This is a genomic window from Stenotrophomonas sp. 116085_Sma, assembly GCF_056479585.1.
Genome location: NZ_CM151057.1, coordinates 3,559,826 through 3,584,889, shown reverse-complemented (window position 1 = coordinate 3,584,889; position 25,064 = coordinate 3,559,826). Strand labels below are relative to the sequence as shown.

General features: G+C 62.4%; 21 protein-coding genes. 10 read left to right on the top strand and 11 right to left on the bottom strand.

The window, feature by feature from the left end; genetic code table 11:
* Window positions 1-35: 35 nt before the first annotated feature.
* On the bottom strand, window positions 36-1,508 hold the full coding sequence (locus ACZK0Z_RS16780; RefSeq protein ID WP_049446980.1) for an MATE family efflux transporter: 1,473 nt from the start codon (window positions 1,506-1,508) through the stop codon (window positions 36-38).
* Window positions 1,509-1,570: 62 nt separating this feature from the next.
* Here ACZK0Z_RS16780 and ACZK0Z_RS16775 point away from each other — a divergent pair, with 62 nt between their 5' ends.
* The 3 genes from ACZK0Z_RS16775 to ACZK0Z_RS16765 all read left to right on the top strand — a co-directional run bounded on the left by ACZK0Z_RS16775 (window position 1,571) and on the right by ACZK0Z_RS16765 (window position 3,578).
* Window positions 1,571-1,810, top strand: a complete 240-nt coding sequence (locus ACZK0Z_RS16775; protein WP_049446978.1) for a hypothetical protein — start codon at window positions 1,571-1,573, stop codon at window positions 1,808-1,810.
* A 9-nt stretch (window positions 1,811-1,819) separates the two neighbouring features.
* Complete coding sequence (locus ACZK0Z_RS16770) at window positions 1,820-2,227, top strand: RNA-binding S4 domain-containing protein (protein ID WP_049446976.1); 408 nt, start codon at window positions 1,820-1,822, stop codon at window positions 2,225-2,227.
* A 157-nt stretch (window positions 2,228-2,384) separates the two neighbouring features.
* Window positions 2,385-3,578 (top strand): glycoside hydrolase family 5 protein, encoded by a 1,194-nt coding sequence (locus ACZK0Z_RS16765; protein ID WP_336339792.1) that lies wholly within the window; start codon window positions 2,385-2,387, stop codon window positions 3,576-3,578.
* 111 nt (window positions 3,579-3,689) lie between these two features.
* Here ACZK0Z_RS16765 and ACZK0Z_RS16760 read toward each other — a convergent pair whose 3' ends face one another.
* From ACZK0Z_RS16760 to mutS, 3 genes are all read right to left on the bottom strand, one after another.
* Window positions 3,690-4,292 carry a DUF937 domain-containing protein gene (locus ACZK0Z_RS16760; RefSeq protein WP_049429956.1) on the bottom strand — a complete coding sequence of 201 codons (603 nt, stop codon included), beginning with the start codon at window positions 4,290-4,292 and terminating at the stop codon, window positions 3,690-3,692.
* A 107-nt stretch (window positions 4,293-4,399) separates the two neighbouring features.
* Window positions 4,400-6,043 carry a catalase gene (locus ACZK0Z_RS16755; RefSeq protein ID WP_049429957.1) on the bottom strand — a complete coding sequence of 548 codons (1,644 nt, stop codon included), beginning with the start codon at window positions 6,041-6,043 and terminating at the stop codon, window positions 4,400-4,402.
* A gap of 195 nt (window positions 6,044-6,238) precedes the next feature.
* On the bottom strand, window positions 6,239-8,860 hold the full coding sequence (gene mutS, locus ACZK0Z_RS16750; RefSeq protein WP_404830717.1) for a DNA mismatch repair protein MutS: 2,622 nt from the start codon (window positions 8,858-8,860) through the stop codon (window positions 6,239-6,241).
* A 106-nt stretch (window positions 8,861-8,966) separates the two neighbouring features.
* On the opposite strand from mutS, the gene ACZK0Z_RS16745 reads away from it, so the two are divergent.
* The 3 genes from ACZK0Z_RS16745 (at window position 8,967) to ACZK0Z_RS16735 (ending at window position 12,255) form a co-directional block, all read left to right on the top strand.
* Window positions 8,967-10,892, top strand: coding sequence for a site-specific integrase (locus ACZK0Z_RS16745; RefSeq protein WP_197577816.1), 1,926 nt, complete (start codon window positions 8,967-8,969; stop codon window positions 10,890-10,892).
* Window positions 10,893-10,903: 11 nt separating this feature from the next.
* Window positions 10,904-11,677 (top strand): nucleotide-binding protein, encoded by a 774-nt coding sequence (locus ACZK0Z_RS16740; RefSeq protein WP_197577815.1) that lies wholly within the window; start codon window positions 10,904-10,906, stop codon window positions 11,675-11,677.
* A gap of 134 nt (window positions 11,678-11,811) precedes the next feature.
* The gene (locus ACZK0Z_RS16735; RefSeq protein ID WP_197577814.1) at window positions 11,812-12,255 is read left to right on the top strand and encodes a hypothetical protein; all 444 of its coding nucleotides are present in this window, start codon (window positions 11,812-11,814) and stop codon (window positions 12,253-12,255) included.
* A gap of 59 nt (window positions 12,256-12,314) precedes the next feature.
* Here the strand turns inward: ACZK0Z_RS16735 and ACZK0Z_RS16730 are convergent, their stop codons facing one another.
* Window positions 12,315-12,974, bottom strand: coding sequence for a hypothetical protein (locus tag ACZK0Z_RS16730; RefSeq protein WP_197577813.1), 660 nt, complete (start codon window positions 12,972-12,974; stop codon window positions 12,315-12,317).
* 112 nt (window positions 12,975-13,086) lie between these two features.
* Between ACZK0Z_RS16730 and ACZK0Z_RS16725 the strand changes: the two genes are divergently transcribed.
* Window positions 13,087-14,109 carry a TauD/TfdA family dioxygenase gene (locus ACZK0Z_RS16725; RefSeq protein ID WP_197577812.1) on the top strand — a complete coding sequence of 341 codons (1,023 nt, stop codon included), beginning with the start codon at window positions 13,087-13,089 and terminating at the stop codon, window positions 14,107-14,109.
* 404 nt (window positions 14,110-14,513) lie between these two features.
* Here the strand turns inward: ACZK0Z_RS16725 and ACZK0Z_RS16720 are convergent, their stop codons facing one another.
* Complete coding sequence (locus ACZK0Z_RS16720) at window positions 14,514-14,801, bottom strand: helix-turn-helix domain-containing protein (protein WP_232054054.1); 288 nt, start codon at window positions 14,799-14,801, stop codon at window positions 14,514-14,516.
* 207 nt (window positions 14,802-15,008) lie between these two features.
* On the opposite strand from ACZK0Z_RS16720, the gene ACZK0Z_RS16715 reads away from it, so the two are divergent.
* Genes ACZK0Z_RS16715 through ACZK0Z_RS16705 form a run of 3 tightly spaced genes read left to right on the top strand, consistent with a single transcriptional unit; the run spans window position 15,009 to window position 16,771 of the window.
* Window positions 15,009-15,872: a hypothetical protein gene (locus tag ACZK0Z_RS16715; protein WP_197577811.1), complete on the top strand. Its 864-nt coding sequence runs from the start codon at window positions 15,009-15,011 to the stop codon at window positions 15,870-15,872.
* On the top strand, window positions 15,869-16,231 hold the full coding sequence (locus ACZK0Z_RS16710) for a hypothetical protein (RefSeq protein WP_197577810.1): 363 nt from the start codon (window positions 15,869-15,871) through the stop codon (window positions 16,229-16,231). The genes ACZK0Z_RS16715 and ACZK0Z_RS16710 overlap by 4 nt, the downstream gene beginning before the upstream one ends.
* A gap of 45 nt (window positions 16,232-16,276) precedes the next feature.
* Window positions 16,277-16,771, top strand: coding sequence for an ABC transporter permease (locus tag ACZK0Z_RS16705; RefSeq protein ID WP_308303961.1), 495 nt, complete (start codon window positions 16,277-16,279; stop codon window positions 16,769-16,771).
* 1,127 nt (window positions 16,772-17,898) lie between these two features.
* On the opposite strand, the gene ACZK0Z_RS16700 is transcribed toward ACZK0Z_RS16705, so the two are convergent.
* The 5 genes from ACZK0Z_RS16700 to ACZK0Z_RS16680 form a co-directional block, all read right to left on the bottom strand.
* Window positions 17,899-18,285 carry an MFS transporter gene (locus ACZK0Z_RS16700; RefSeq protein WP_197577809.1) on the bottom strand — a complete coding sequence of 129 codons (387 nt, stop codon included), beginning with the start codon at window positions 18,283-18,285 and terminating at the stop codon, window positions 17,899-17,901.
* Between the two features lie 40 nt (window positions 18,286-18,325).
* Window positions 18,326-21,469 (bottom strand): multidrug efflux RND transporter permease subunit, encoded by a 3,144-nt coding sequence (locus ACZK0Z_RS16695; RefSeq protein WP_197577808.1) that lies wholly within the window; start codon window positions 21,467-21,469, stop codon window positions 18,326-18,328.
* Window positions 21,470-21,548: 79 nt separating this feature from the next.
* Window positions 21,549-22,580 carry an efflux RND transporter periplasmic adaptor subunit gene (locus ACZK0Z_RS16690; protein WP_336339790.1) on the bottom strand — a complete coding sequence of 344 codons (1,032 nt, stop codon included), beginning with the start codon at window positions 22,578-22,580 and terminating at the stop codon, window positions 21,549-21,551.
* 384 nt (window positions 22,581-22,964) lie between these two features.
* Window positions 22,965-23,891 (bottom strand): ABC transporter six-transmembrane domain-containing protein, encoded by a 927-nt coding sequence (locus ACZK0Z_RS16685; RefSeq protein ID WP_005416064.1) that lies wholly within the window; start codon window positions 23,889-23,891, stop codon window positions 22,965-22,967.
* 94 nt (window positions 23,892-23,985) lie between these two features.
* Window positions 23,986-25,062: an ATP-binding protein gene (locus ACZK0Z_RS16680; protein WP_005416065.1), complete on the bottom strand. Its 1,077-nt coding sequence runs from the start codon at window positions 25,060-25,062 to the stop codon at window positions 23,986-23,988.
* Between the last annotated feature and the right edge of the window lie 2 nt (window positions 25,063-25,064).

The window sequence follows — 25,064 nt, the reverse complement described above, 5'->3', positions numbered from 1 at the left end:
CGATGCACCGTGCGGGCCAACGGTTCGCACCCGCCTCACCGCGGCGGAGTGGCATCCAGCGCGGCGTCCGGATCGGCCACCGGCGACGGCGGACAAGCCGGAATCTCCGACGGCGTGGCCAGTTCCTCGGCGTGGGAGGGCTTGCCGATCATCTTCGCCTTGCGCCAGCCACCCCAGCGGTAATACGCCAGCGACAGCAGCATCGACACGAACGAGCTGACCGGGAAACTCCACCAGATCGCGTCGGCGCCCCAGTACGGCTGCAGCAGTTCGGCGAACGGCACACGCACGCCCCACAGCGAACCGGCCAGGATCAGCAGCGGCGGAATCACCGCGCCAGTGGAGCGCACCACGCCGGAGATGACGAAGCTGACACCGAAGAACAGGAACGAGCCGATCACCACGTGATTGAGGTGGCGGGCGATGTCCAGCGCCTGGCTGGCCGGAGGCAGGAACAGCGCCAGCAGCTGCCGGTCGAACACCACCAGTGGCAGGATCAGTGCGCCGGTCAGCAGGAAGTTGAACAGCACGCCCTGGCGCGCAGTGCCGCGTACACGGTCCCAGCGCTGCGCACCGACGTTCTGTGCGGCCATCGACGAGCACGCTGCACCGATCGCCATCGCCGGCATCTGCAGGTAGTTCCACAGCTGCAGCGCGGCGCCATAACCGGCGCCGGTATCGGTGCCGTACTGATTGACCATGGTCATCAGCAGGATCACCGACAGCGAGATCAACACCATCTGCAGGCCCATCGGCACGCCCTTGAGCACCAGTGCCTTGAGGATGGTCAGGTCGAGCTTGAACAGGCGCATGTCGGCGCGGCCCAGCCACAGCGTGTGGCGCTTGTGCCGCATGTACAGCAGCAGGCCGGCCAGCGAGAGCGTCTGCGCGACCAGGGTGGCCCAGGCCGAACCGGCAATGCCGAGCGCGGGGAACGGCCCCATGCCGAAGATCAGCACCGGGTTCAGCACGATGTCCAGCGCCACCGAGACCATCAGGAAGCGGAACGGCGTGCGCGAATCGCCGGCACCACGCAGCGCGGCGGTGAGGAAGGCGAACGCATACAGCGTTGGCATCGCCAGGAAGATGATCCGCAGGTAGGCCTCGGCCAGCGGCAGCGAGGCGGCTGGCGTACCCATTGCCGCCAGCAAGGGGTGCGCCATGAACCAACCGGCAATGGCGATGATCACCGACAGGCCGATGAAGAAGGTGGCGCTGGTGCCGACTACGCGCCGCGCCTGCGCGATGTCGCGCGCGCCGATCGCCTGGCCGATCAGGATGGTCGAGGCCATGCCGAAGCCGAACACCGAGCCGATCAGGAAGAACATGATGTTGTTGGCGTTCGCGGTGGCGGTCAGCGCCGCCTCGCCGAGGAAGCGCCCGACCCAGACCGCATTCACCGATCCGTTCAGCGACTGCGCGATGTTGCCCGCCAGGATCGGCAGGGAAAACAACAGGAGATTGCGGCCGATCGGGCCGGAGGTCAGGTCAAGCGGCGCTTTGGCCATGGAGTGGTGATCGAATCCCGGGAGGCGCACACTAGCACCAAGCCGGTTTGCGGGATGTGGCAATGCATCAACGACTGCAGGTGACGCGGGCTCTGGCGCTGGCCTTGATCGGCGCCGCACTGGCCGCATGTTCGACAGGTGACCGGCTGGGCGATACCCAGGTGCGGCCGACCGACCGCCCCGAGTGCCTGGTCGGCAGCCAGCGCCAGGATCTGTCCGCGGGTGTGCCGACGCTGATCGGCGGCACCGGTTGCCGGACCGACCCCGACCATCCGCGCCCTCTGAACAAGCCACCGGAGTAGTCCAGATCGATGCATGAACTTTCCCCGCTGTCGCCCAGTGTCCGCCTGGACATCTGGCTGTGGGCGGCCCGTTTCTTCAAGACCCGCAGCCTGGCCAAGCAGGCCATCGAAACCGGCAAGGTCAGCGTCGCCGGCCAGCGTCCGAAATCCTCGCGCGCGGTGCGCGTGGGCGAGCAGCTGCAGGTGGATCGTGGCGAGGAGCATTTCGAGATCCAGGTGCTGGGCCTGAGCGATCAGCGCGGGCCGGCCCCGGCGGCGCAGCAGCTGTATGCCGAGAGCGAGGCCTCGAAGGCGCGTCGTGCCGAGCAGCGTGCGCTGCGCATCGCCGCACGCGACGGGTTCCAGCCGCCGGAGCACAAGCCTGACAAGCGCGCACGTCGGTTGATCCGCGCGCTGGGTGACCTGGACGCGCTTTGACGGTAGTTGCCCACCTTGGTGGGCGTTGTGCCTGGCTGCCAACCAAAGTTGGTATCTACCGGTTCATGGCCGCGCGGCGTGCGCTGTGCCGCGCGCGCTCAGCTACCGTTCGGCTTGCGCCCCGCAGGTTGGATCTTCCTTCTCATGGAAGATCGCAATGCGCCTGCGCCGCAGCCTGCTGTGCCTGACCCTCGCCACTGCCGTCCCGGCGTCCGCCGCCGACATCACCTTCTGGGATATGCCGCAGCGCGGTGGCAACAGCTTCAACGAAGCACCACCTGACCGTGCCTATTTCCAGGCGTTGCGTGACACCGGCGCGACCTGGGTACGGCTGAGCCCGGACAAGTGGAAAAGTGCCGGCGGCCGCGATTTCCTGATGGGCGACGCCGACGATTACCAAGGGCTGGTGCAGGCGGATGTGGCGACCCTGCGCCGCGCGCTGGATGACGCCAATGCCGCGGGCCTGAAGGTGGTGCTGGTGCCGCTGTCGCTGCCCCTGCTGCGCTGGAAGCAGAAGAATGATGGCAAGGTCGACCCGCGCCTGTGGCAATCCTTCGACAACCACGTTCCCGCGCGGCGCTTCTGGAACGACCTCGCCAAGGCATTGAAGGGCCATCCCGCGCTGGCCGCCTACAACCTGATCAACGAACCGGTTCCCGAATACGGTGCTGGCCTGGCCGAGCATGCTTCAGCAGAGGCCATGCGCCAGTGGTACACCGGTGTGCAGGACGGGCCGCGCGATCTGCGTCGTTTCTATTCGGAACTGATCGCCAGCATCCGCGCGGTCGATGCGGACATGCCGTTGATGCTGGATGCCGGCTGGTACGCCGCTGCCGACGGTTTCAACTACTGGCCGGCGCCGCTGGCAGACGCGAAACTCCTGTACAGCGTGCACATGTATGAGCCGTATGCCGCCACCAGCGCGCCAAACCAGAAGCGCACCACGCCGTATCGCTACCCGGGCGTGGTGCCGTTTGGCGAGCACAGCGAACGCTGGGATGCCACGCGTGTGCGCAGTTACCTGCAGCAGCCGATGGACTGGGCGAAGACGCATGGCGTGGGGGCCAACCGCATTGTGGTGGGCGAGTTCGGTTGCATGCGGCGCTGGCCCGACTGCCAGCGCTACCTGCAGGATGTGCTGCAGGTGCTGGAGCAGGAAAAGGTGCATTGGGCGTTCTACGCCTTCCGCGAGGATGCCTGGGATGGCATGGACTACGAGCTGGGCGACGGGCCGCTGCCGTGGTCGTACTGGCAGGCGCAGGAGAAGGGGAAGACCGTGGCACCGCCGCGTTCGATGCAGGCGCCGTTGCTCGCACCGATCCTGGAGCGGCTGAAGGCAGGCAACCGGTAAGACGCCGGGCATGGCCCGGCGCTACCCATTGAAATTCCGATCATGCGCTCGGCGGATACCAATCAACGCGACGCCCCGATAGCGCCGAGCCATACCCGGCGACATCTTCGGTCAGCGCTTGCCACCGAGCAGGTTGCCGCCCAGCTTCAGCAGGTCGCCCACACCCAGCTGGCCATCGCCGTCCTGGTCCAGCAGGCTGCCAAGCAGACCACCGGCGAGACCGCCCTGCTGCTGCACCTGCTGCTTCTCCTGGCCCAGCGCCTGGCTGAGCGAGCCGGCATCGGCCTGGCCACCGCCGAGGCGCTGGGCGAGGAAGGCCATCACGATCGGGGCGAGGATCTGCAGCAGCTGGCTGGTGCGGCCGCTGTCGAGCTGGGTGGCCTGGGCCAGGCCGGTTTCCACCTTCTGCTGGCTGCCGCCGAAGATGTGGCCGAGGATGCCTGCACCGTCACTGGCGGCACCACCGCCACCGCCGCCCAGCACCGAACCGAGCACGCTGCCCAGGTCCAGCCCACTGTGGTTGTTCTGCAGTGCGCCGAGCAGCGCCTGGGCGCCCTGTGGCTGCGAGGCGTTGTTGCCCAGCGCGCCCATCAGCACCGGCAGTGCGGCACTGATCGCACCGGAGGCCTGGGTGTCGCTGATGCCGAGCTGCTGCGACACCTGCTGCAGCGGGGCGCCCTGCAGTTTGGAGAGAAGTTCATCGGTCAGGCTCATCAGGGGGCTCCTTGATTGGGTTTGGGCGTGCAGACGATACGACGCGGGCCGTTAAAACGGCGACGCCGCCCCACAGGGGGGCGGCGTGCGTACGGGCGGAGGGACGGTCAGAGCTCGATGTCTTCCGCGCCCGGGGTGGCGGCCGGGAAGTCGGTTTCCGGCTGCGCCGGCTTGAACGGATCCGACGGCTGGCTGGCCAGCGCCTTCAGGGCCGCGGCCACACCGGCGCCGTAGGCCGGGTCGGCCTTGCTGCAGTTGTCGATATGGCGCTGCTTGATGAAGTCCGGCGCATCGCCCAGGGCGCGGGCGGTGTTGGCGAACAGGCGGTCCTTCTGGGCCTGGTTGTAGCTGCGGAACAGGGCACCGGGCTGGCTGAAGTAGTCGGCGTCGTCTTCACGGAAATTCCAGAAGTCGGCGTCGCCGCGGATCTTCATCGGCGGCTCGCGGTACTGCGGCTGTTCCTGCCACTGGCCGTAGCTGTTCGGCTCGTAGTGCGGCAGGCCACCATAGTTGCCGTCCACGCGCATCGCACCGTCACGGTGGTTGCTGTGCACCGGGCAGCGTGCGGCGTTCACCGGAATCTGGTGGTGGTTCACACCCAGGCGGTAGCGCTGCGCATCGGAATAGGCGAACAGGCGCGCCTGCAGCATCTTGTCCGGCGACGGGCCGATGCCCGGCACCAGGTTGCTCGGTGCGAATGCCGACTGCTCCACGTCCTGATACCAGTTGACCGGGTTGCGGTTCAGTTCGAACTGGCCCACTTCGATCAGCGGGTAGTCGCTCTTCGGCCACACCTTGGTCAGGTCGAAGGGATGCACGCGATAGGTTTCCGCCTCCAGCTCCGGCATGACCTGGATGAACAGCTTCCACTTCGGGAAATCGCCCTTCTCGATCGCGGCGAACAGGTCGCGGCCGTGGCTTTCGCGGTCATGGCCGACCAGGATCTGCGCCTGCGCGTCGGTCAGCGATTCGATGCCCTGCTGGCTGACGAAGTGGAACTTCACCCAGAAGCGTTCGCTGTCAGCATTGGTGAAGCTGTAGGTGTGAGAGCCGAAACCGTGCATGTGGCGGAAGCTGCGCGGGATGCCGCGGTCGCTCATCACCACGGTCACCTGCAGCAGGGCTTCGGGCAGCAGCGTCCAGAAATCCCAGTTGTTTCGCGCGCTGCGCAGGTTGGTGTGCGGGTCGCGCTTGACCGCCTTGTTGAGGTCGGCGAACTTGCGCGGGTCGCGCAGGAAGAACACAGGGGTGTTGTTGCCGACCAGGTCCCAGTTGCCTTCTTCGGTGTAGAACTTCAGTGCGAAGCCGCGGATGTCGCGCTCGGCGTCGGCGGCGCCACGCTCACCGGCCACGGTGGTGAAGCGGGCGAACATCTCGGTCTGCTTGCCGACCTTCTCGAACAGCTTGGCGCGGGTGTACTTGCTGATGTCGTGGGTGACGGTGAAGGTACCGAACGCGCCTGAGCCCTTGGCGTGCATGCGGCGCTCGGGAATGATCTCGCGGTTGAGGTTGGCCAGCTTCTCCAGCAGCCACACGTCTTCCATCAGCAGCGGGCCGCGCGGGCCGGCGGTCTTGCTGTTCTGGTTGTCCACCACCGGTGCGCCGAAGGCCGTGGTCATCGGCGTGACCGGGTCATCGCCATGCTTCTGCCTGGGCGTGGTGCTCAGCTCGCGCTGCTGCTCGGCGCCCTGCTCCGGCGACGGGGCGGTGTGATACGGGCACTTGGCGTTGTTGTTGTCGGACTGGCTCATCGGCTGGCTCCTGGTGGCGGTGAAGACGTGGGAAAACATCTTCACTCGACTGTAGCTAGGGCCAGATGAAATGAATAATCGATTGATCCGTTCAGATTGATAGATTCTGTCAATTGAAATTCAGAATCGGATTCGCAGGGTCTTTCGATAGCCCGGGGTAACTCCCCGGGCCCAAGGCCTCCCGCGGCGCTGTGGTTACAGCAGCGCCTTCAGCCGATACAGGGCTTCCAGCGCCTGCTTCGGGGTCAGCTCGTCCGGATCGATCGCGGCCAGCGCTTCCTGTGCCTTGCTGGTCGGGGCGGCGAACAGGCCGAACTGCTGCGGTGCATCCAGTGCGTGCGGTGCCAATTCGGCGGCATGGCTTTCACCGCCACGCTGCTCCAGCTCGGCCAGGCGACGGCGAGCCTGCGCCACGGTCGCACGAGGCAGGCCGGCCAGCGCGGCCACCTGCAGGCCGAAGCTGCGGTTGGCCGGGCCATCCTTCACCGCGTGCATGAACACCAGTGCCTCGCCATGCTCGACCGCGTCCAGGTGCACGTTGGCGATGCCGCTGCGGCCGCCCTCGTGCTGTTCGTCGGCCAGCGCGGTCAGCTCGAAGTAGTGGGTGGCGAACAGCGTGTAGCAGCGGTTCTGGTAGGCGAGGTGGCGGGCGACCGCGTCGGCCAGTGCCAGGCCGTCGTAGGTGGAGGTGCCACGGCCGATCTCGTCCATCAGCACCAGCGAATGCGCGGTGGCGTGGTGCAGGATGTAGCTGGTCTCGGCCATCTCGACCATGAAGGTCGACTGCCCGCGCGCGAGGTCGTCGCCGGCACCGATGCGGGTCAGGATGCGGTCGATCGGCCCGATCAGCGCACGGCTGGCCGGCACGAAGCTGCCGATGTGGGCCAGCAGCACGATCAGCGCGCTCTGCCGCATGTAGGTCGATTTACCGCCCATGTTCGGGCCGGTGATCACCAGCATGCGACGGTCCGGATGCAGGTCCAGGTCGTTCGGTTCGAAGGGCTGCTCGCGCACCGCCTCGACCACCGGATGGCGGCCACGTTCGATCTTCAGGCAGGGCTCGGCCTGCAGCTCCGGGCGCGACCAGTCCAGCGCCTGCGCACGCTCTGCGAATGCGGCCAGCACGTCCAGTTCGCTCAGCGCGGCGGCGCACTGCTTCAACGGCTCCAGCTGCCCGCCGAGCGTATCCAGCAGCTGCTCGTACAGGTACTTCTCGCGCGACAGTGAACGGTCGCGCGCGGACAGCACCTTGTCTTCGAACGCCTTCAGTTCTTCGGTGATGTAGCGCTCGGCATTGGTCAGCGTCTGGCGGCGGGTGTAGTGCACCGGCGCGCGGTCGGACTGGCCCTTGCTGATCTCGATGTAGTAACCGTGCACGCGGTTGTAGCCCACCTTCAGGGTGGCGATGCCGCTGCTCTCGCGCTCGCGCTGTTCCAGGTCGACCAGGAACTGGTCGGCATGGGTGGACAGGCGGCGCAGCTCGTCGAGCTCTTCATCGAAGCCATCGGCCAGCACGCCGCCATCGCTGAGCTTCAGCGGTGGCATGTCGGCGATGGCACTGGCCAGCAGGTGCGCACACTCGTCGTGTTCGCCCAATGCAGCGTGCAGGGCCTGCAGGCGCGGCGAGTCCAGCGGCGCCAGCACCTCGCGCACCGCTGGCAGCAGGCCCAGGCCGTCGCGCAGGGTGGAGAAATCGCGCGGGCGCGCCGAGCGCAGCGCCACGCGGGTGAGGATGCGTTCCAGGTCGCCCAGGCGGCGGAACTGCTCGCGGATGTCGGCGTCGCTGCCGCGATCGATCAGGGTTTCCACCGCATGGTGGCGCTGCACCAGCACCTCGCGCAGGCGCAGCGGACGATGCAGCCAGCGCCGCAGCAGGCGGCCGCCCATCGGCGTCACCGTGCTGTCGAGCACGCCCAGCAGGGTGTTGCGGGTATCACCGTCGACGCGCGTATCCAGTTCCAGGTGGCGACGGGTGGCGGCGTTCATCGCGATCGCCTCGCCGGCGGTTTCCATCGCGATCGAGGTCAGGTGCGGCAGGCGCTGCTTCTGGGTTTCCTCGACATAGCCGAGCAGGGCGCCGGCTGCCGCCGTGGCGCGCGGCTTGTCGTCGATGCCGAAGCCGCTCAGGTCATGCAGCTTGAAGAAGTTCAGCAGCTGGCGGCGGCCGCTGTCGGCATCGAACAGCCACGGTGCACGGCGACGTACACCGGTGCGCTGGCGCAGGAACTCCGGCCAGTTCTCCTCGTCGGGCACCAGCAGCTCGGCTGGTTCCAGGCGCGCCAGTTCGGCTTCCAGGGCGTCGTCGGTTTCCACTTCATTGACCAGGAAGCGGCCACCGGCCAGGTCGGCCCAGGCCAGGCCGTAGCCCTGCTTGCTGCGCGACAACGCCATCAGCAGGGTGTCGCGGCGCTCGTCCAGCAATGCCTCGTCGGTGACGGTGCCGGGGGTGACGATGCGCACCACCTTGCGTTCGACCAGGCCCTTGGCCAGCGCCGGGTCGCCGATCTGTTCGCAGATCGCCACCGATTCGCCCAGCGCCACCAGCCGGGCCAGGTAGCCCTCGTAGGCATGCACCGGCACGCCGGCCATCGGGATCGGCGCGCCGCCGGAGCTGCCGCGCTGGGTCAGGGTGATGTCGAGCAGGCGTGCGGCCTTGCGGGCGTCGTCGTAGAACAGCTCGTAGAAGTCGCCCATGCGGAAGAACAGCAGCAGGTCCGGATAGTCGGACTTGGCTGCGAAGAACTGCTTCATGAGGGGCGTGTGCTCTGCACTGGCCTTCGATGTAGACGGTTTCGCTTTTGAATCAGTGGTTTGCAAGAGAACTTCCTACGGTTTGTAGCGGTCGATCCCGGCAGCTGACGGCGAGTAACGGGGTTCTTCGTTGCGCCGCTGTTGCGCTGATCAATCAAAGAGGATCAAATCGATGTTGCGACGGACAGACAGCGGATCGACCATGGATACGGTTGTTGCGGCGCAGGCAGAGGCCCCGCGCCGCCGAGGCACCAAGTTTAAGCTGACCTACCGGCAAATCTGCGAATTGAGCGTGGCCAAGGGCCCGGTCGAAGGCAAGCAGGGAAGGGTGGTCATCGCCCCACGGCCGTCGGCAGACGCCGGGAAGCCTTACCGCGTCCTGGACGGCAATCAGGGGGCGCCAACGGGCTTTGGCTTCTACGTGGGCACCACCCGCACCACCTATGAAGTCGTGGTCCGAGGCCCGGCCGGGGTTCGTCGGTTCTCCCTGGGCAGCGTCACCGACATCGGACCGGAGCAAGCCTACGAGCTGGCGCGACGGAAGTTGGCGGTCGTTCGAGAAACGGGCGAGCATCCTTCGAGGGAAGAGGCCCGAGCCGAGCAGCTGGTGGAACTGAAGGGGCTCACGCTGGCGGATTGCTTTGCGGCCTACGTTGAGGACCTGCAGAAGCGCGTCCGCAACAAGAAAGCCAAGCCCGCCAGCATCCGGGCGATCCAAGACAGCTTGGCGCGGTTTGCCCGCCCGGAAGTCGGGCTCGCGGACAAACCGATCCTTCAGCTGTTGGACAAGGACATCCACCGTGCGTTCGACGGCCTGCGGCGATCGTCCATGGTGCGCTCCAACCGGATCCCCACCCCGATGCGCCAAGCACTAGCCAACCAGTCGGATTGGGCCGCGCTCTCCACGCAACAGCTCGAAGCGTTGGGTGTGACCGGGAAGTACATCCAGCGAGTGAAAGCGGCCGGTTTGGCGTCGACCGAGCACGCGTTCACAGACGCGAAGAGGGCGGTCGACCTAGCGCTGAAGCGGGAACGCAAAACGGCGGCTCAGCAGCAGCGGGAGCCGGTGCTGCGTTACAACCCGTTCCAAGTCATCCACGACGACGACATGCTGCGGGACTCGCAAGCACTTCGCCGGCACTACGAGCGCGCGGAAGTGCGCAATCCGTTGGGGGACGAGACGCTTCCCACGGTCCTTAAGGTGATCTTGGCGCGACGGGACGAGCAGGGCGGCTTGAACGCCACCGGCGCAGACTACTTGCTGCTGACCTTGCTCTGGGGCACCCGCCGCGGCGAGGCCGCTCCCCTGCGCTGGTTTGACCGGTGCTCCCCGGGCGAGCTGCGCCAGTCGGAAGTGTCCTGGGTCTGGTTGGCCGGGCCGGATGAGGTCAACCCTTACACGAGGCGAGCGGGCTCTCAGGTCTACCTGTTTGACACCAAGAACGGTGAGGAGCGCTACCTGCCGGTGGCCTACTTTGCTGAAAAGATTTTGCAGCGGCGTTTCGACGAGCGCGCGGACGAAACCAAGCTCAAGCAAGACTTGGCGGACGCTGAAGAAGTGTTGGGCGCCGCTCGAGCCAGGCGTGCACGCCGGGACCTGCTGGACCGGCTGGAAAAAGAGGTGGAGAGTGCACGCCGCGCGCTGGCCAAAACCATGTTTGTCTTTCCCGCCCGATCAGATCGCAGCACGACCGGGCACTACTCGGACAGCAAAAGCATTGTGGCAAACGTGCGCCGGGACGCGGGGTTGCTCGATCTGCGGGCAGAGGTGGACATTGGTCTGACCCTCCACGACCTGCGCCGCACGCTTGGTCGCTACGCCGCCCTCCTGTTCGGCGAGAGTCGGATTGTGTCTCAACTGCTCCACCACCGCACGTTGGGCCGCGGCGAGGATCGCATGGCCGCTGTCTCCGAACGCTACACCGAGCAGGAATGGTCAAAGCTCCGCGAGGCTATGGGCCGCGTGGAGGAGCACATGGTCGCGACCAGTCCTCGTGTCTGGAATCGCTTGAAGGGGACGGACAAGCCTCGGTTGGACGAATCCGGCGATGCCCCAGTCTCCATTTTCTCAGTAAGAAACCGGCGCAACGCTCAATAAGGAGCGACCCAATGGAATGCCAGCGTAAAGAAGAGGACTACCTCGAGCAGCGCTCTGCAGCACTGGATGCTGAACTGAACAAAGCCGCCGCAGGCTTGCCGCCTCCTACGATCAGCACCAAGGCAGCGGCGCGTTACCTGGGGGTGCACTTCGACACGCTTGGCGAGTGGCGCCGCCGAACGCCTCCGGCAGGGCCGCCCTTTGTGAAAGGCGCCGGCCGCTCTGGTGGAGGGGCGAACGAGCATGTTCGTTACCCTTACACCGAACTTGTCGCTTGGCAGGCCTCACGCGTGGGGCGCAGTGTCAAAGAGCGTCGCCTGATCGACGAACTGGACGCAGCCCAGCAACGGGTCCGCGAGCTCGAAATCGAGTTGGCCCTGCGGCAGGCCCGGGACGATGCAAGCAGGCTGCAGAAGAAGTTGGGACGCATTGCCACGCTGGCCACGCTCGATGACATTGCCGTGGTTCCCCATGAGTGGGCGTTGGTGGACGGCCAGGTGGCCGGTCATGTCTTGGTGGTGAGCGACGATGTGCTGAGCGGTGCACTTGAACGGGGCGATGTATGGGATGCCACGGTCGAGGTGGCCTTGCAGGCGCCCTGGGTCAACGGAGAGACGCGTGAGCCCTACCATGCCGCCTACGTAAAGGTACTGAAGGCGGCGATGCACGAACTCTGCGGAGCGCAAGCCGCCCAGCGAGCCAATGATCTGGAGGCGCGCTGGGCATCAGGGGATGCGATGGGTGTGCCAGTGCGGCCTTTTGCCCGAGACAAAGAAGTGTCGTAACGCGGCAGACGGCCCCGGGGGAGGCGACTATGGGCATGTTTTACAGACAGCGCGCAATTGGCCTAAGCCGATGCCGTAGCGCGTAGCACCCACTTGGATAGGTGATGGTTCTTCAACCTCAGAGAGGAAAAGATATGAACGCAAGCATTGCAGCCGCCATGGGCTTCGACGACCTCTACGGGGGCAGTGAGGCTTTCCGCGAACGCTTCGATGAGATGCTGGACGCAGTGAAGGCGCTGCCAGAAAGCCTCCAGGAGCGTGGGCGGTCTCTGATGTATCCCCAATTGCACAACGCTTGCGTGATGGGCAATGTCGAACTGGTGACGGCGCTTTTGGCTACCGGGCTGGGCCCGGACGCGTATACCTACACAGACGATGATGAGGATCAGCCGCCCTTGGTCTGGCTGGCCCGTGACTTGGAGCTCGATTTCGAGGTTAAGTGTCAGGTCGCCGAGGCACTGCTTACTGCGGGGGCGAGCGTGGAAGAGGGGGAGCCAGAGGAAGAGGCCAAGAACATTGGCGACGACGATTTCGCTAGCTTCCTGCATGCCAAGCGGCGACCCGACAAGGTGGGCTGATACATCCTTAGCATTCCGTCTGTCGCGTCTGCCTCAACGCGACCGATGCAGAGCTAAGTTCAGCCCACCGCTTGTTGGGCATTAAGAGCGACAGCCAAGCAGCTTGCGGAGAACGACGACAGGGTCCGACCGTGTTCATGGGCAGTGACCAAGAGCTCACAGTAAAGCGGCTCATCGACTCGCGCCATGACCGGCCTGCTGGGGCCACGGTAGGCAGTCAGCGCTTCCTCAAATCGTTCGTCGACCTTGCTGGACCTATCGTGCTTCAGTCCTTCGTCGAATAGGTTCATACCCTTACGAAGCAGCATTCGAACAACTGTCGATTGCTTCGCGCCTTCTCCCGCGAATTTCACTGCAGACCACAAGGACTCCGGTGCCGAAACTCCAATGGTTCGACGTGGCCGCCGTACAACACGAGCGTTGTTCGGAAGTGATTCGGCGGATACAGCCTTAGGGGCAATGTGCGCAGTCGTTCGCTTGAGGAGATCGGGCATCAAAAGTTCAACCGCGGCCGCAAGCGCCTGCTCCTCATTGAGGCCCTTACCAAGAAGTAGTTCCCTTCTCCCAAGAGTGGTATGAACTTCAAAAGCATGGTTGCTATCATTGTAATATGTGCAAGCTGCGCCTATCAGCTTCGCTCTCGAATGCAGTTGGCTCGATGCGTGTTCGATGAGTCGCTGAAGATCTCTCAGATCGTTCTCACGGGTAGTAGAGGGCATCGGCTGACTCCTCAGACTGGTAGCTAACACTGGCAGCGCCTACGTGAAGGGTGTATCAATTTTGTATCACTAAATTTAGGCCCGTCAAGTTTGGGGGCCTACAGGGGGAAACATGGATGTAGTTATTGCGCACGCCCTACGTGATTCTGTGGCTGAATTTTGCACGGAAAACACAGGCACGCTTTCGACGGCGGTCCTTGATCCAGTTCTTGCCGGACAGGCAATTTGCGCAAAACTGGCGCAGAGAATTGATTGCGTGGCTGCTGCGGCTCAGATCAAAGCGGACTTGGAGCAAAACGGTGTCGCCTTGTTCAAAGGGGTATTTGTTCCCGGAGAAGACCTCCCCGAGACACCCTCCTCATTTGTCCCCGTTCCAATGACGGGGACCACCGCTGCGCTTCAGCTTTGCGTGATTGGAGCCAATGCTCTCATCGGCAAGCTAACCGTGTCTTATGGATCAGAGAACGGGGGCAGCCTCTTCGTGAACCTCGTCGGTATGGGGGGCGACGGACAAACGGCGTTCAAATCGCAGAAGCAGATGCGCGGGCATACAGATGCCATGAGCTTCCCTTTCCCTGGGGAGGAGGATCCGCACTATCCAGCTGTTGCGCCCTCCCCAGATCTCGTTTGCTTAGGTGCGCTGCGCAATCCGGATGGAGTTCCTACGACCATCATGCCCCTCGCAAAAATTCTGGAAGACCTTGACGAAGGCGTGATCAAGGAATTGATGCAGCGGAAATTCACCGTCATTTGTCAGGACACTTTCAAAGACGGAACGATTGCGAAGCTGGGAGTTAGGCATTCAGTGCGTGGCGCAGCAGTAATTCGTGACACGGTAAACGCAGAACGGTGGGTCAGGTTCAGCCACACGAAAGTCACCGCCGACGAGGACGACCAGGTAGGGAGGGACGCACTTGAGGCATTTAAGAGTGCTGTGGCCAGCCATGTCCAGGCTGTTCCCCTTGAGCCCGGCGACATCCTCTTGGTGAGCAACCGCCGGGCGTTGCATGGACGGAGCAAGGTTGGCGACGCCAAAGGTGGAGAAAGCCGCTGGCTCGTTCGCTCCTATGCTCTTGACGGTCGCCACGCGCAGGCATACCTGATTCAAGGAAGCCGTTTTTGTCTATTTCCGTAAGCCTGAATTCGTCAAGAACGGGCCGTGGTGGCTGGGCATTGCGTTCGCCTTGAAAAGGCGGACTCCTTTCAAGGCCTCACTGAACTTGGCTGGACTGTTGATCGGCCACCCGGAGGCAGGGGCGACGATTACACAGCGGCAAGCTGGCAGGCAGAGGGGCATTGCCATTGACTTGCCACATCCGCTGTAGGCGTTCGCTGGTGAATGATGGTGGTCTGCTTGTCACTCGAATGGCACCAAGGCCGCTCACGACCGCCATGCCGAGGTAGTGAGCTTGTTCTGGACTGCTGGTCGCCGAAGGCTAGGCGGATGATGGCGACGGCCCGTGTCAAGGATGCGGGCAAGCTGACTCTGTTGAGATGCCTTAGAAATGCTGGCTTCCAATCTCTGACAATCGCCATCGCCTATTCGGGATGCGCCAAGAGACGCTCAATGGCTTGCTTCCGCTTCCCCGGTGGAAGCGCGGCAAGCCCTTCGAGGGCTTGAGACAGCTTGGCCTGCTGGGCCTCGTTTTGATTGCCCAGCGCCAAAATGGCGTCCGCCATCGCCGGCGTGGTCGCCAGCAGGTAGGCAGGCGGCACGTCCAGCGCCTGCGCCAGCTCGAAAAGTGCTTCGAGGCTGATAGACATCGCCCCCGACTCGTAGCGGGAGATTCGTGCCGACGCCGTGTCTTTGTCCAGCCCCATTCGCATCCCCACTTCCCGTTGGCTCAGGCCCCGCCATTCGCGGGCTTGACGCAAGCGCGCGGCCACGATCGCTCGCGGGGTTGTCGGCGTAGTCACAGGCTGAACGGATGCAGTGCAGGCATGCACCGATGATGACCCAAGCCCTACGTCACGGGTAGACTCTACGTGGCACGTAAGTCCGTGGCAAGTCCATCCAAAGGAACGAGGGGCTGTATGAAGAACGGGGCAGTTCTGGCTGGCGCGCTCGCGCTGGCCGTATCGACGGGCGCCAGCGCCCAATCCACGACCGCATCGGGCCTGCTTCGGCAGATCGGTGGGGTCCTTTCTGGAAAGTCTGGGTCACAGGCCAAGGTGGCCCATCCCCTGTACGCCGAGCAGGCCGGCATCTATTGGGACTTGGACGAGGACGCCCTCGAGGGCGCTCAGCACCTGCGCGAAGGGCTGTCCTCCACCGGCGCGCAAGGGATCGACATGTGCGACATGGGCCTGCTGGCAATGGCCCATTCCGCCTACCAGTTGAGGCCTGACAAACGGCAGTGGTGCTTGCGGCAGGCGTGGGTGGCCGCAAAGAGGACGACGGGCAGCAAAGAGGCGGAGCCGCCTGCGGCGGTGATCGAGCAGCGCTTCGGGCCTGCTTTCGACGCCCGGCTGGAGCGATTTAAGGGGATCCGACGATATGCCGTTCGCCCGAACTTCAAGGCGCTGGGTGGGGTCAGCTACAACGCGGATCGGGGCGTCATGGAAGTGTTCGTGCCGATGCCGCAGATCTCACTTGCTGGCTTGAGTGTCACCGGAAAGAACTTCGTCCCTTGGATCCGCAAGACGCCCACGGGCGTGTCCAGCCCGCCGAACGCGGGGCGCTACCGGTTGCTGATCCGGATGGACCCCGCTGAAGCGGCCAACCTGTCGCGGCAAGGCCGCTTGTTCCAAGACGACCGCGTCGTCTTCTCCGTCAATCGGGTTTGGATCGACGGCACGGAGCCCAAGATGGACGTCACGGTCGAGAAAGTGAGCTTGGGCTACCGGAACGAAACGATCGAAGTAGACGTCACCAAGAACCAAGGAGAAGGTGCATGAAGCGTGGAATGGTGCCCGCTGCAGTAGTCGTGGTCGTCTTGGCCGCATGCAGCAAGGCGGACCAGGGACCGTCGGTGGAGCAGGTGGCGAAGGGTTACGAGCAGTATTTGAACGCGAACCTGGTGGCCGAACTGGGGCAGCGCGTGGAAGTGCGTGGCTGGGACAACTTGAGCGCCGACTGTAGTCAGACCGGGCCCGAGCGAACGACGTGCGTGACGGGCGGCACCCTCGATGTGATCGGTTTCGAGGGCGGTCGCCAACTGAAGGAGGCTCCTGCACCTGTGCCGGCCCGGGTAGACCTGGTGTTCGAAAAGCGGGCAGGGCAGTGGGTGCTCATCGACGCACAGAAGAAGCCCTGATCGGTCCTTGTAACCCGCCCTCGTTTCCGCTCATTTGGAGGTTCCATGAATGCCCATGTCCGCTCTCACTCGACGGCGTCCCATATGCAGTGGGGCCTGCTTGCACCCGCAACGGTCCTCCTGGGCGGTGCTGGCCTGCTTGCCTTCGCAGGCGGTGCAGAGATTTCTGAAGAGCTGGGGTCTGCTTGGCAGGCCCTGGCAGCGTTCGCTGCTGGAGTCGGCTTGTTGGCGCTCCTACTGCTGCTTTACGTGCTGAACTGGCGGGCGGCGCGCGTTCGGGCAGCCAGGGCGGCTAATCCCTTCCTGAAGCCTAGGCGCGGCGGCTTCTGGAAAGGGGCAATGATGGGCGCGCTGGTCGTGGTGGCGATCCAGCTGGCGAGCATCGGTGTGGGAATTTTCTACCCCGGCCTGGTTGAATCGGAACGCAATTTCTTTGTTTCCGTCCCGCCGCTGGCGTTGGCCGCCCTCTACACCGTCTTCCCGATTGCGCCACTGGTGGGCGGGTTGATCGGGCGCGTGTGGCGCGCCACCAATCTGTAGGGCGGGCCGGGAGCTTCTGAGAACCGTCAAAGGGGGGCAAGTGCCCCCCTTTCGGCGGTTCGCGAAAGACGCCGGCGACGGTGGCCGCCTACGCCCTTCGATGCTCGATCAAAGCCGTCAGGTAGTTCTCGCAGGCGTCCCTGAGGCCGGTTTGGGCCGCAGCGATCAACGCGTCGGTGCCCATGACGGAAGCTTCGTTCCGTTCGACGATCAAGATTGGGAGGGCCTCGGTGGCCTGCCGCCAATTGTTAGTCAAGCGTGTTTCCCTCCAATCCCCGCGATCATGGTCCATCGTCTCTACCTCTGTTGAAGATTAACGCATCTAATCATCCATTTTGAGGATCGCAATCGTATCCCAAGGCTTATTCGCAGATTTGCAGGGCAGTTCGCAGTACTAGGTGAAACCGCGAAATGGGTTGCACTATCTGAAAGGCGGCGTGAAGCCTGTCGGCGGCCAGCTCGGATGGGACAACCGCAGCCAATATGCAGAATGTCCGGATGGTAGCGTCGACCGAAGCGCGCTCAGGAGTGGCGTTGTAGTTCTTGACGAACCGCATTTTCCGAGATGTTGATTGCTGCAGGTTCCGACAGCTGAGGCGCCTACGTGTAAGTGCCTACCAGCGCAGTGAGGCGCTGAAATTGTTTTGGGCTGTCGCGGTGACCACTACAGCGGCGACGCCTGCTTGGTGGAGGGCACGACCTGTGAGCTGTGAGCTGTGAGCTGCGAGCTGCGAGCTGCGAGCTGCGAGCATTCTTCGGCCTGGCTCTGACTCCTCTGATCTCGCGCCAGAAGTTGGGTCGAGCGACTCAGTAGTCAGCTTATCGGGTCCCCAACATAAGGCTTGGCGACTTCCACGACGAGTCGGGCGTTGCTTACCGATTGCCGATTTCCGCAGTCAGTGCACGCGAGAACCGTTCCGCCCGTTATGGATTGAAGAGCAGGCCACTTCAAATGATTGACATGCTGGCAAACACTGCAGCGCACGCAGATGGACACGACGCTTTGGATGTTCCCTCGCATGTCATTCAAGGGTTCGATTTCCAGCACGTAGAACAGACCTGTATCAGTCATGGCAGTGTACCGAGACGTGATGAATTCTGCACCGAACGATGAGGCTGGGCATGCGCTACTTCGTGGGCTGCAAAGGATTGACTTGATGGGCTGGCGAGTCTTTGAGAATAAAGAACAGGCTAGCGGACAGCATGGCAACTGCGCCGGCGGCCATCAGCAGCACTACTCCGTGACCCTGAGAAAAAGCCAGGCGAGCAGCACCCATCAATACCTCTGCATCACCAGTCGCTAGGCTTCCCGCCGCCATTGCGGTTTCGCCGATCGAGTGAGTCGCCTCTTCCGGAATCAGGTCTTGCACTTCTGGCGGGACCTCGATTCCAGCTGTATAGAGCTTCGTCACAAGAAGTCCAAATCCAGTAATGCAAAGCCCTGTCCCGAGATCGTAGCTTGTGGCCTCAAGTGCGCTGGCAGAGCCTGCTTTAACGGCCGTCGCGTTACTCATGATGGCTGCCGATGAGGCGGTGGGGGGGCATGTGTCGGCACTAGCTCGTCTTCCGCGACAAGTCAGTGTCTGCGGAGCTATCGCGCGTTCGATCCTTGGAGAACGTTGACATCACCCAGTGATAGAAGATTGGAATGAAGAGGACACCTAGAACGGTGGCTGCCAGCATCCCACCGATCACGCCTGTGCCGATGGCGTTCTGGCTGGCCGCACCAGCGCCTGACGCGATGGTGAGTGGGACCACGCCGAGAATGAACGCAAGCGAGGTCATCACAATTGGCCTGAAACGAAGCTTTGCCGCCCGCAGCGCCGCCTCGAAGACGCTAATGCCTTCGGCATGCAGTTCCCTGGCGAACTCCACGATCAAAATTGCATTCTTCGTCGCCAAGCCAATGATGGTGATGAGGCCAACCTTGAAGTACACATCGTTGGACATTCCAGCCAGGCTGACTGCTGCAACCGAGCCGATTGCGCCGATCGGAACAATCAGCATCACCGCCAATGGAACGGACCAGCTCTCATAGAGAGCGACCAGGAGCAGGAATACAACGACCAGCGCGATCGACAGCAGTGCGGGCGCCTGCGAACCTGCGAGCTTCTCTTGGAAGGACAGGCCGGTCCATTCGTACCCAATGCCTTCGGGCAACTGCGAGGCAATTCTCTCCATCTCCGCAAGTGCTTGGCCCGAGCTGCTTCCTGCCGCGGCGTCCCCAGTGATCGCGAACGACGGATAACCGTTGTAGCGGCTGATCTGTACCGGGCCAACTTCCCAAGAAGTATCAGTAAAGGAGGTAAGCGGAACCTGCTTACCGTCTCGGCTAGTGACGTAGAGATCCTTCAATGAGTCAGGCGACATTCGATACTGTGTATCGCCCTGAACTACCACGCGCTGCATTCGTCCTTTGTTCACGAACTCATTGATCATTGCCGATCCATAGGCGCTGGACAGCACATTAGTGGCGTTATCAAAGCTCACACCAAGTGCCTCGGCCTTCTCACGATCAATCTTCAGCCTAAGCTGCGGTGCGTCGGGAATGCCTTCGATAGCGGCATACGCGATCTTTGAGGATTTTCCGGCGCGCTCCAAGAGCTGGTTTACCGCGGTGGTCAGAGCCTCACGCCCGACTCCCGCGCGATCCTGGATCCGCATCGAGAAGCCTCCGGAATTGCCAAGTCCATCTACTGGTGGAGGGCTCATCGCCAGCACGGTGCCATCCTTGATACCTGCGAAGAACGCATTGGCTGCAGTAACTTCTGTTGCCGTAGTCTCTTTGCGGCCGCGCTCGGACCAGTCTTTCAATGTGGGGAAGGCCATGGCCGCATTGGCGCCGGAACCAGAGGAGCTGAAGCCGAAGATGACAGTGACCTCCTCAATATTTGGACGCGTCGCGAAGTACTCGATTGCCTGCGCGGCCACCTTGCGCGTCCTGGATTCCGAAGCGGCTGGAGGCAGCTGGATATCCAGCATCATGTAGCCCTCATCCTCGGGAGGGACGAAGGATTCGGGTAGACGCAGGTACATGACTGCAAGCAACCCCAATAGGGACGCATAGAGAAGCATCAGCCGCCCGCTCCTGCGCATGAGTCGCTTGTTGGTTGCATCGTAGGCGTTGGTGGCACGCCCGAACGAGCGGTTGAACCAACCGAAGAATCCCTTCTTTTCAGTGTGGTGCCCTGCCTCAACGGGCTTGAGGAGCGTCGCGCACAGGGCTGGTGTCATGGTCAGCGCCAGGAAACCTGAGAAAAGGATCGAGACCGCCAGCGCGACAGAGAATTGCTTATAGATGACGCCAACGGAGCCCTGCATGAAGGCGAGGGGTAGGAACACCGCAGATAGAACCAGCGTGATGGCGACAATCGCGCCGCTCACCTGCTTCATTGCTTTGATCGAGGCATCCTTGGGTGAAAGCGCCTCTTCAACCATCAAGCGCTCAACGTTCTCGACTACGACAATCGCGTCGTCCACGAGAATGCCGATGGCAAGCACCAAGCCGAACATCGTCATCATGTTGACTGAGAAGCCGATAATGCCCATCACAGCCAATGTTCCCAGAAGGCACACTGGGACGACGATGGTCGGGATGATCGTATAGCGGATGTTCTGCAGGAACAGAAGCATCACCAGAAATACGAGTACGATGGCTTCAGCGAGCGTCATCAGCACTTTCTTGATGGCGACATTCACGAACTTGGAACTGTCAAGCCCAACGGAGTACGTGACGTCAGCGGGGAACGTCTTCGAGAGCTCGGCAAGGCGATTCCTGACGGACGCCACGGTTGCGACCGCATTGGCGCCGGGAGCAAGCTGCACTGCAGCACTCGCCGAGACCTTGCCATTGCTCTCGGTTGCAAAGCGATAGTCCTGAAGACCCGTTTCCAGTCGCGCTACGTCCGACAGACGCACAATTGAGCCATCCTGCTTGGCGCGCAAGATGATTCGCCCGAACTCTTCTGGTGAGGACATCGTGCCCTGCACCAGCAGGTTCGCGGTTAGCTCTTGGCTAGGCTCTGCAGGAGAGTCACCGAAGCTGCCCGCAGGAACCTGGATGTTCTGCGCGGTGATAGCGCTGTTGACGTCCTGTATGGACAAGCCGAACCCAGCGAGCTTCAGCGGATTGATCCAAACTCGCATTGCCGAGTCCGCACCGAAGAACTGGACGCGGCCGACGCCGGGGATGCGGCGAATCTCATCGTTGACGCTACGTGCCGCGAGTTCGTTGAGCTTGACGACGTCCTGAGATTGAACGCCGTCTCTATAGGTTAGCGTGTAGATCATGAGGAAGCTTGCGCTTGCCTGCTCGACCTGTATTCCGCTGCGCGTCACCGTAGGCGGCAGCCGGGATTCAGCGTTCTTGAGCCTGTTCTGTACGTCGACCTGGGCGAGGTTCGGGTCGGTGCCGGGCTTGAAGGTCGCCGTGATCTCGGCGGAGCCATTGGAGCTGTTGGACTGGAAGTACAGCAGGTTGCGCGCGCCATTGAGCTCCTGCTCAATGATGCTTGTCACAGTCTCATCGACAACTTTCGCAGACGCTCCAGCGTACGACGCGGCAATACTCACCTGCGGAGGTGCAACCTCAGGGTACTTCTCAACGGAGAGACGCGGGATTGCCAGCATTCCTGCGAAACAGATGAAGATTGCCACGACCCAGGCAAAGTTGGGTCGTTCGATGAAGAATCTGGACATGAGAATGTTCCGGTTTCGCGTTCTTAGTCAGAGCTGGAATGGCCGCTCAATGAATGCCCTTCTTCCAGGCATCAAGTCGTCAGGTCTGAGTTGGACTTGGAGCGGTCTGGGTGCGAGTCTTAGCGCTAGGCACCTTCATGCCCTCTTTGACTTTTTCAACACCGGAGGCAACTACACGCTCACCTTCACGCAGGCCTCGGATCACCTGCCAGTTACCATCCTGCATGCGGGAAGTCTCGACCTTTCGGACGTGAATAGCATTGTCGTCGCCGACCAACATCACATATGCCTTGCCAGCGGCGTCGCGCTGGATAGCACGCTGCGGAACAAGAACTACAGGAGACGCCTTCCCGGTGTTGATGCGAACGCGCACGAACATGCCTGGGAGCAGCATGCCATCGCTGTTTGGGAACTGGCCGCGCATGGCGATGCGTTCGGTTTCCGGGTCGACGGCAATGTCCGTGAACAGCAGCGTGCCTGAACGTACGGCGCCCGTCTCCGGGATCTCGATGGTTACAGTTGGGTCTCCAGCACCCGCTGATCCGGTAGCCGCGGCGCGCATGCGCAACATGTCGCCTGCGGGTTGGCTGAAATCGGCGTAGATCGGGTCCAGCTGCTGAACGATAGCCATGGCGGTGCTGCTATCTTGGCCTACCAGCGCTCCTTCCGTGACCAGGGCTCGGCCGATCCGTCCGTCAATGGGGGATCGTACCGTGGCGTGCCCGAGCTGGATCTTCGCGCTCTCGACTGCGGCCTTGTTCGACTGCAGCCCCGCCTCGGCGGTTCTCAGACGAGTCAGTGCGACTTCGTAGTCCTGTTGGCTGATCGCCTTGATGGTTGCTAGCGGACCGAGTCGGCGCTCTTGAGTGCGAGCCTCATTGAGTTCAGCCTTCGCCTTTGCCAGCTCCCCCTCGGCTCGCGATAGCTCGGCACGAAAAGCTGATGGATCAATCCTAAACAGGACCTGGCCCGCCTTCACTTCGGCCCCTTCCTCGAACTCGCGACTGAGCACGATGCCAGCAACGCGCGAGCGTATCTCTGCAATTCGGACTGGAGAGATCCGACCGGGCCATTCCTGTTGTTCCGACTGTTCGCCGGCGTGGACGGTCACGATCTCGAACGTCGGTGCGCTAGGCTCCTCTGAGCTCGTTTCCTTACTGCCCCCGCAGGCCGCCAGAAGACTCGCGAGCGCAAGACACGATATGAAGCGAATTTTGTTCGTAGCACTCATTCATTGATATCCGAGAAGAACCTCGATCCACGAGAGTCGAGTTATGGAAGTGGGGTTAACGATGGATGATCACGCGCAATGCAACACCGCCGATCCACTGCTTAAGCGATTCTGGCGTCGCGACCCGCTTTGTACTCCGAAGAAGCAAAGGATCTAGCGACTGATGTGCCGGGGCACATCGGGCGATTGGTGCGGGTTCACCACAGAGAACTACGGAAGAGGTGAGAACTCAGTTCGTGGCGACTACAGCGGTACAGATGCGCTTCATCGCGCTCTCTCGCCGTCGCGTTCCTCTATTCCAGGACTAACCCTACGGCCAATATCTTTCAGTCTTGCCAGCTGATCCACCATCGACGGTGCGTCGTCCAAACTGCCGACGAAGGTCCAAAGGTAGGTCATCACCGCATAGACATGGCCAGGCGTCACGTGATCGGTGCTTGCGAGCCGCGCTATAGTCAAAGCGAATAGTGTGGCCGCCGCAGTACCGCTCACCAAGAATGCACCAGCCTCACGGTCAGACAGCAAGATGCGTAGACGTGAAAGCGTGGTGTAGTGGCGGCGCAGTACCGAGGGGCTGACTCGGTCGACTAGCCGTATTTCGTGCTCGAGGCGATTGTTCAGTCGGCCATGTAGTTGTTCATTGCGCCGTGCGAATGCCGGCAACAGCAGCAACGCGAAGAGCAGGGTGACAACGCTGGCCGTACCCACCAATGGCTCAATCGCTAGCAGCATCGCCGCAGCGCCGAACATCGACACTAGAGCCGTGGCGATAATAGGCACGTGCTTCTCAAAGAAGTCCACGAACTCCCGTGCCAGCACCACGCGCGCGGCTGACGTGGACACGGTCTGACCGAGACGCCTCTGGGCCTGCACCACATTGACCGCCAGGTCTGCATAGATCCGAGTGAAGGTGCGCGTATCGACTGCGCGACGCGCTGCACCAACTAGCCAGAAAAGCAGAACCACTCCAGCATACGTGATGGCCTGCTGCACATTCCCGCGGATAATTGCATCCACGGCAAAGCCCGCGAACAGGGGGTAGGCCAGCATCAGGGCGTTCTCTAGCGCGACCAGCGAGAACGTACCTGCGAGCTGCAGTGGGTAGGTTCGCAGGATGGCCTTCAAGGTGGCGGCGGCGTTCTGCTGGCCAATGCTTCTGGCCGCCGCAGCCGGGCCAAGTGAATTCGTCATGAGAGCGTCACGTTCCTCGTTTCTCCCAGTATCGTCACCGCTTTGGAGCGGGCGTGGAGGAACGATGGAGATTGCGTGGAGAGGCGCGCGGCGTTCAGCGGGGAGTATGTACGGGCCATCGGATCTCGAACGAACTTCCTCCGCATTCGTTCAAGCGACACTGAGCTGTGCCTTGATGGGCGACAGCAATTGCGCGCACCACCGCCAAACCCAGTCCGGAACCGCCGCTTTGGCGGGAGCGCGAGAGGTCAGTCCTTTGAAATGCTTCGAAGATTGTTTCCTTCAGGGCCTCGGGTACACCTGGCCCGCTGTCCTGGACCGCGATCATGCACTCGCCATGATCCCGAACAACTCGGATACGCAGAGGGCAGGGCGTGGCATGGCGACGAGCGTTTTCCAAGAGAGCCAGAGTCGCTTGGCGGATGCGCGACGGGTCACAATCAGCGGGTGACGACGGCGCGTCGACCGAGATCGTGAAGCCGCTTTCTCTCAATGAATCGGACATCGCATCTACAACCTCTCTGACTTCTTCGCTGACGTCAACTCGCTGGAGGCGGAGATCAAGATGACCGCTCTCGGCGAGACTGACGACCCGCAGGTCTTCGATGATGCGGGTTAACCCCTCGAGATGGGTCAACATTTTATCGAATTGTTCCGGTCCTGGCTCGAACACTCCATCGGCCATGCCCTGTACGCGTCCACGTAAAATGGTGATCGGTGTGCGGAGCTCATGCGCAATTGCTGCATTCCAGAACACCCGGTTTCTGGACATCTGACTCAGCTGTTCGGCCATTGAATTGAAATCGCGGACCAGTGCAGCTGCTTCCACCATCGAGCTGTCTCCTCCGCGGGCTCGTGCGTTCAGGTCGCCGCTGGCAACACTGCGCAGGCTCTCAGCCACGGAGTTTAGCGGCGTAATGATGCGGCGAGTCAGCCTTGAAGCAACTAGGGCAGCCAGCACGGCCACCACAATCGACGTCAGGGCGATCCAGAGCCACTCAAGTCCCGATGGAGTCATGGAGTCTGGCTCTTGATACCAGTTGGGATACAGCTTCACTATCAAGTAGTACAAGAAGTAGAAGCCGCCAATCGAAAGTATCGCCGACGCCACCGCAGCGATCGTGATGGACAGCGTGATCTGGTGGCCGATGGTCCTGCCGGTGATAGCCATGC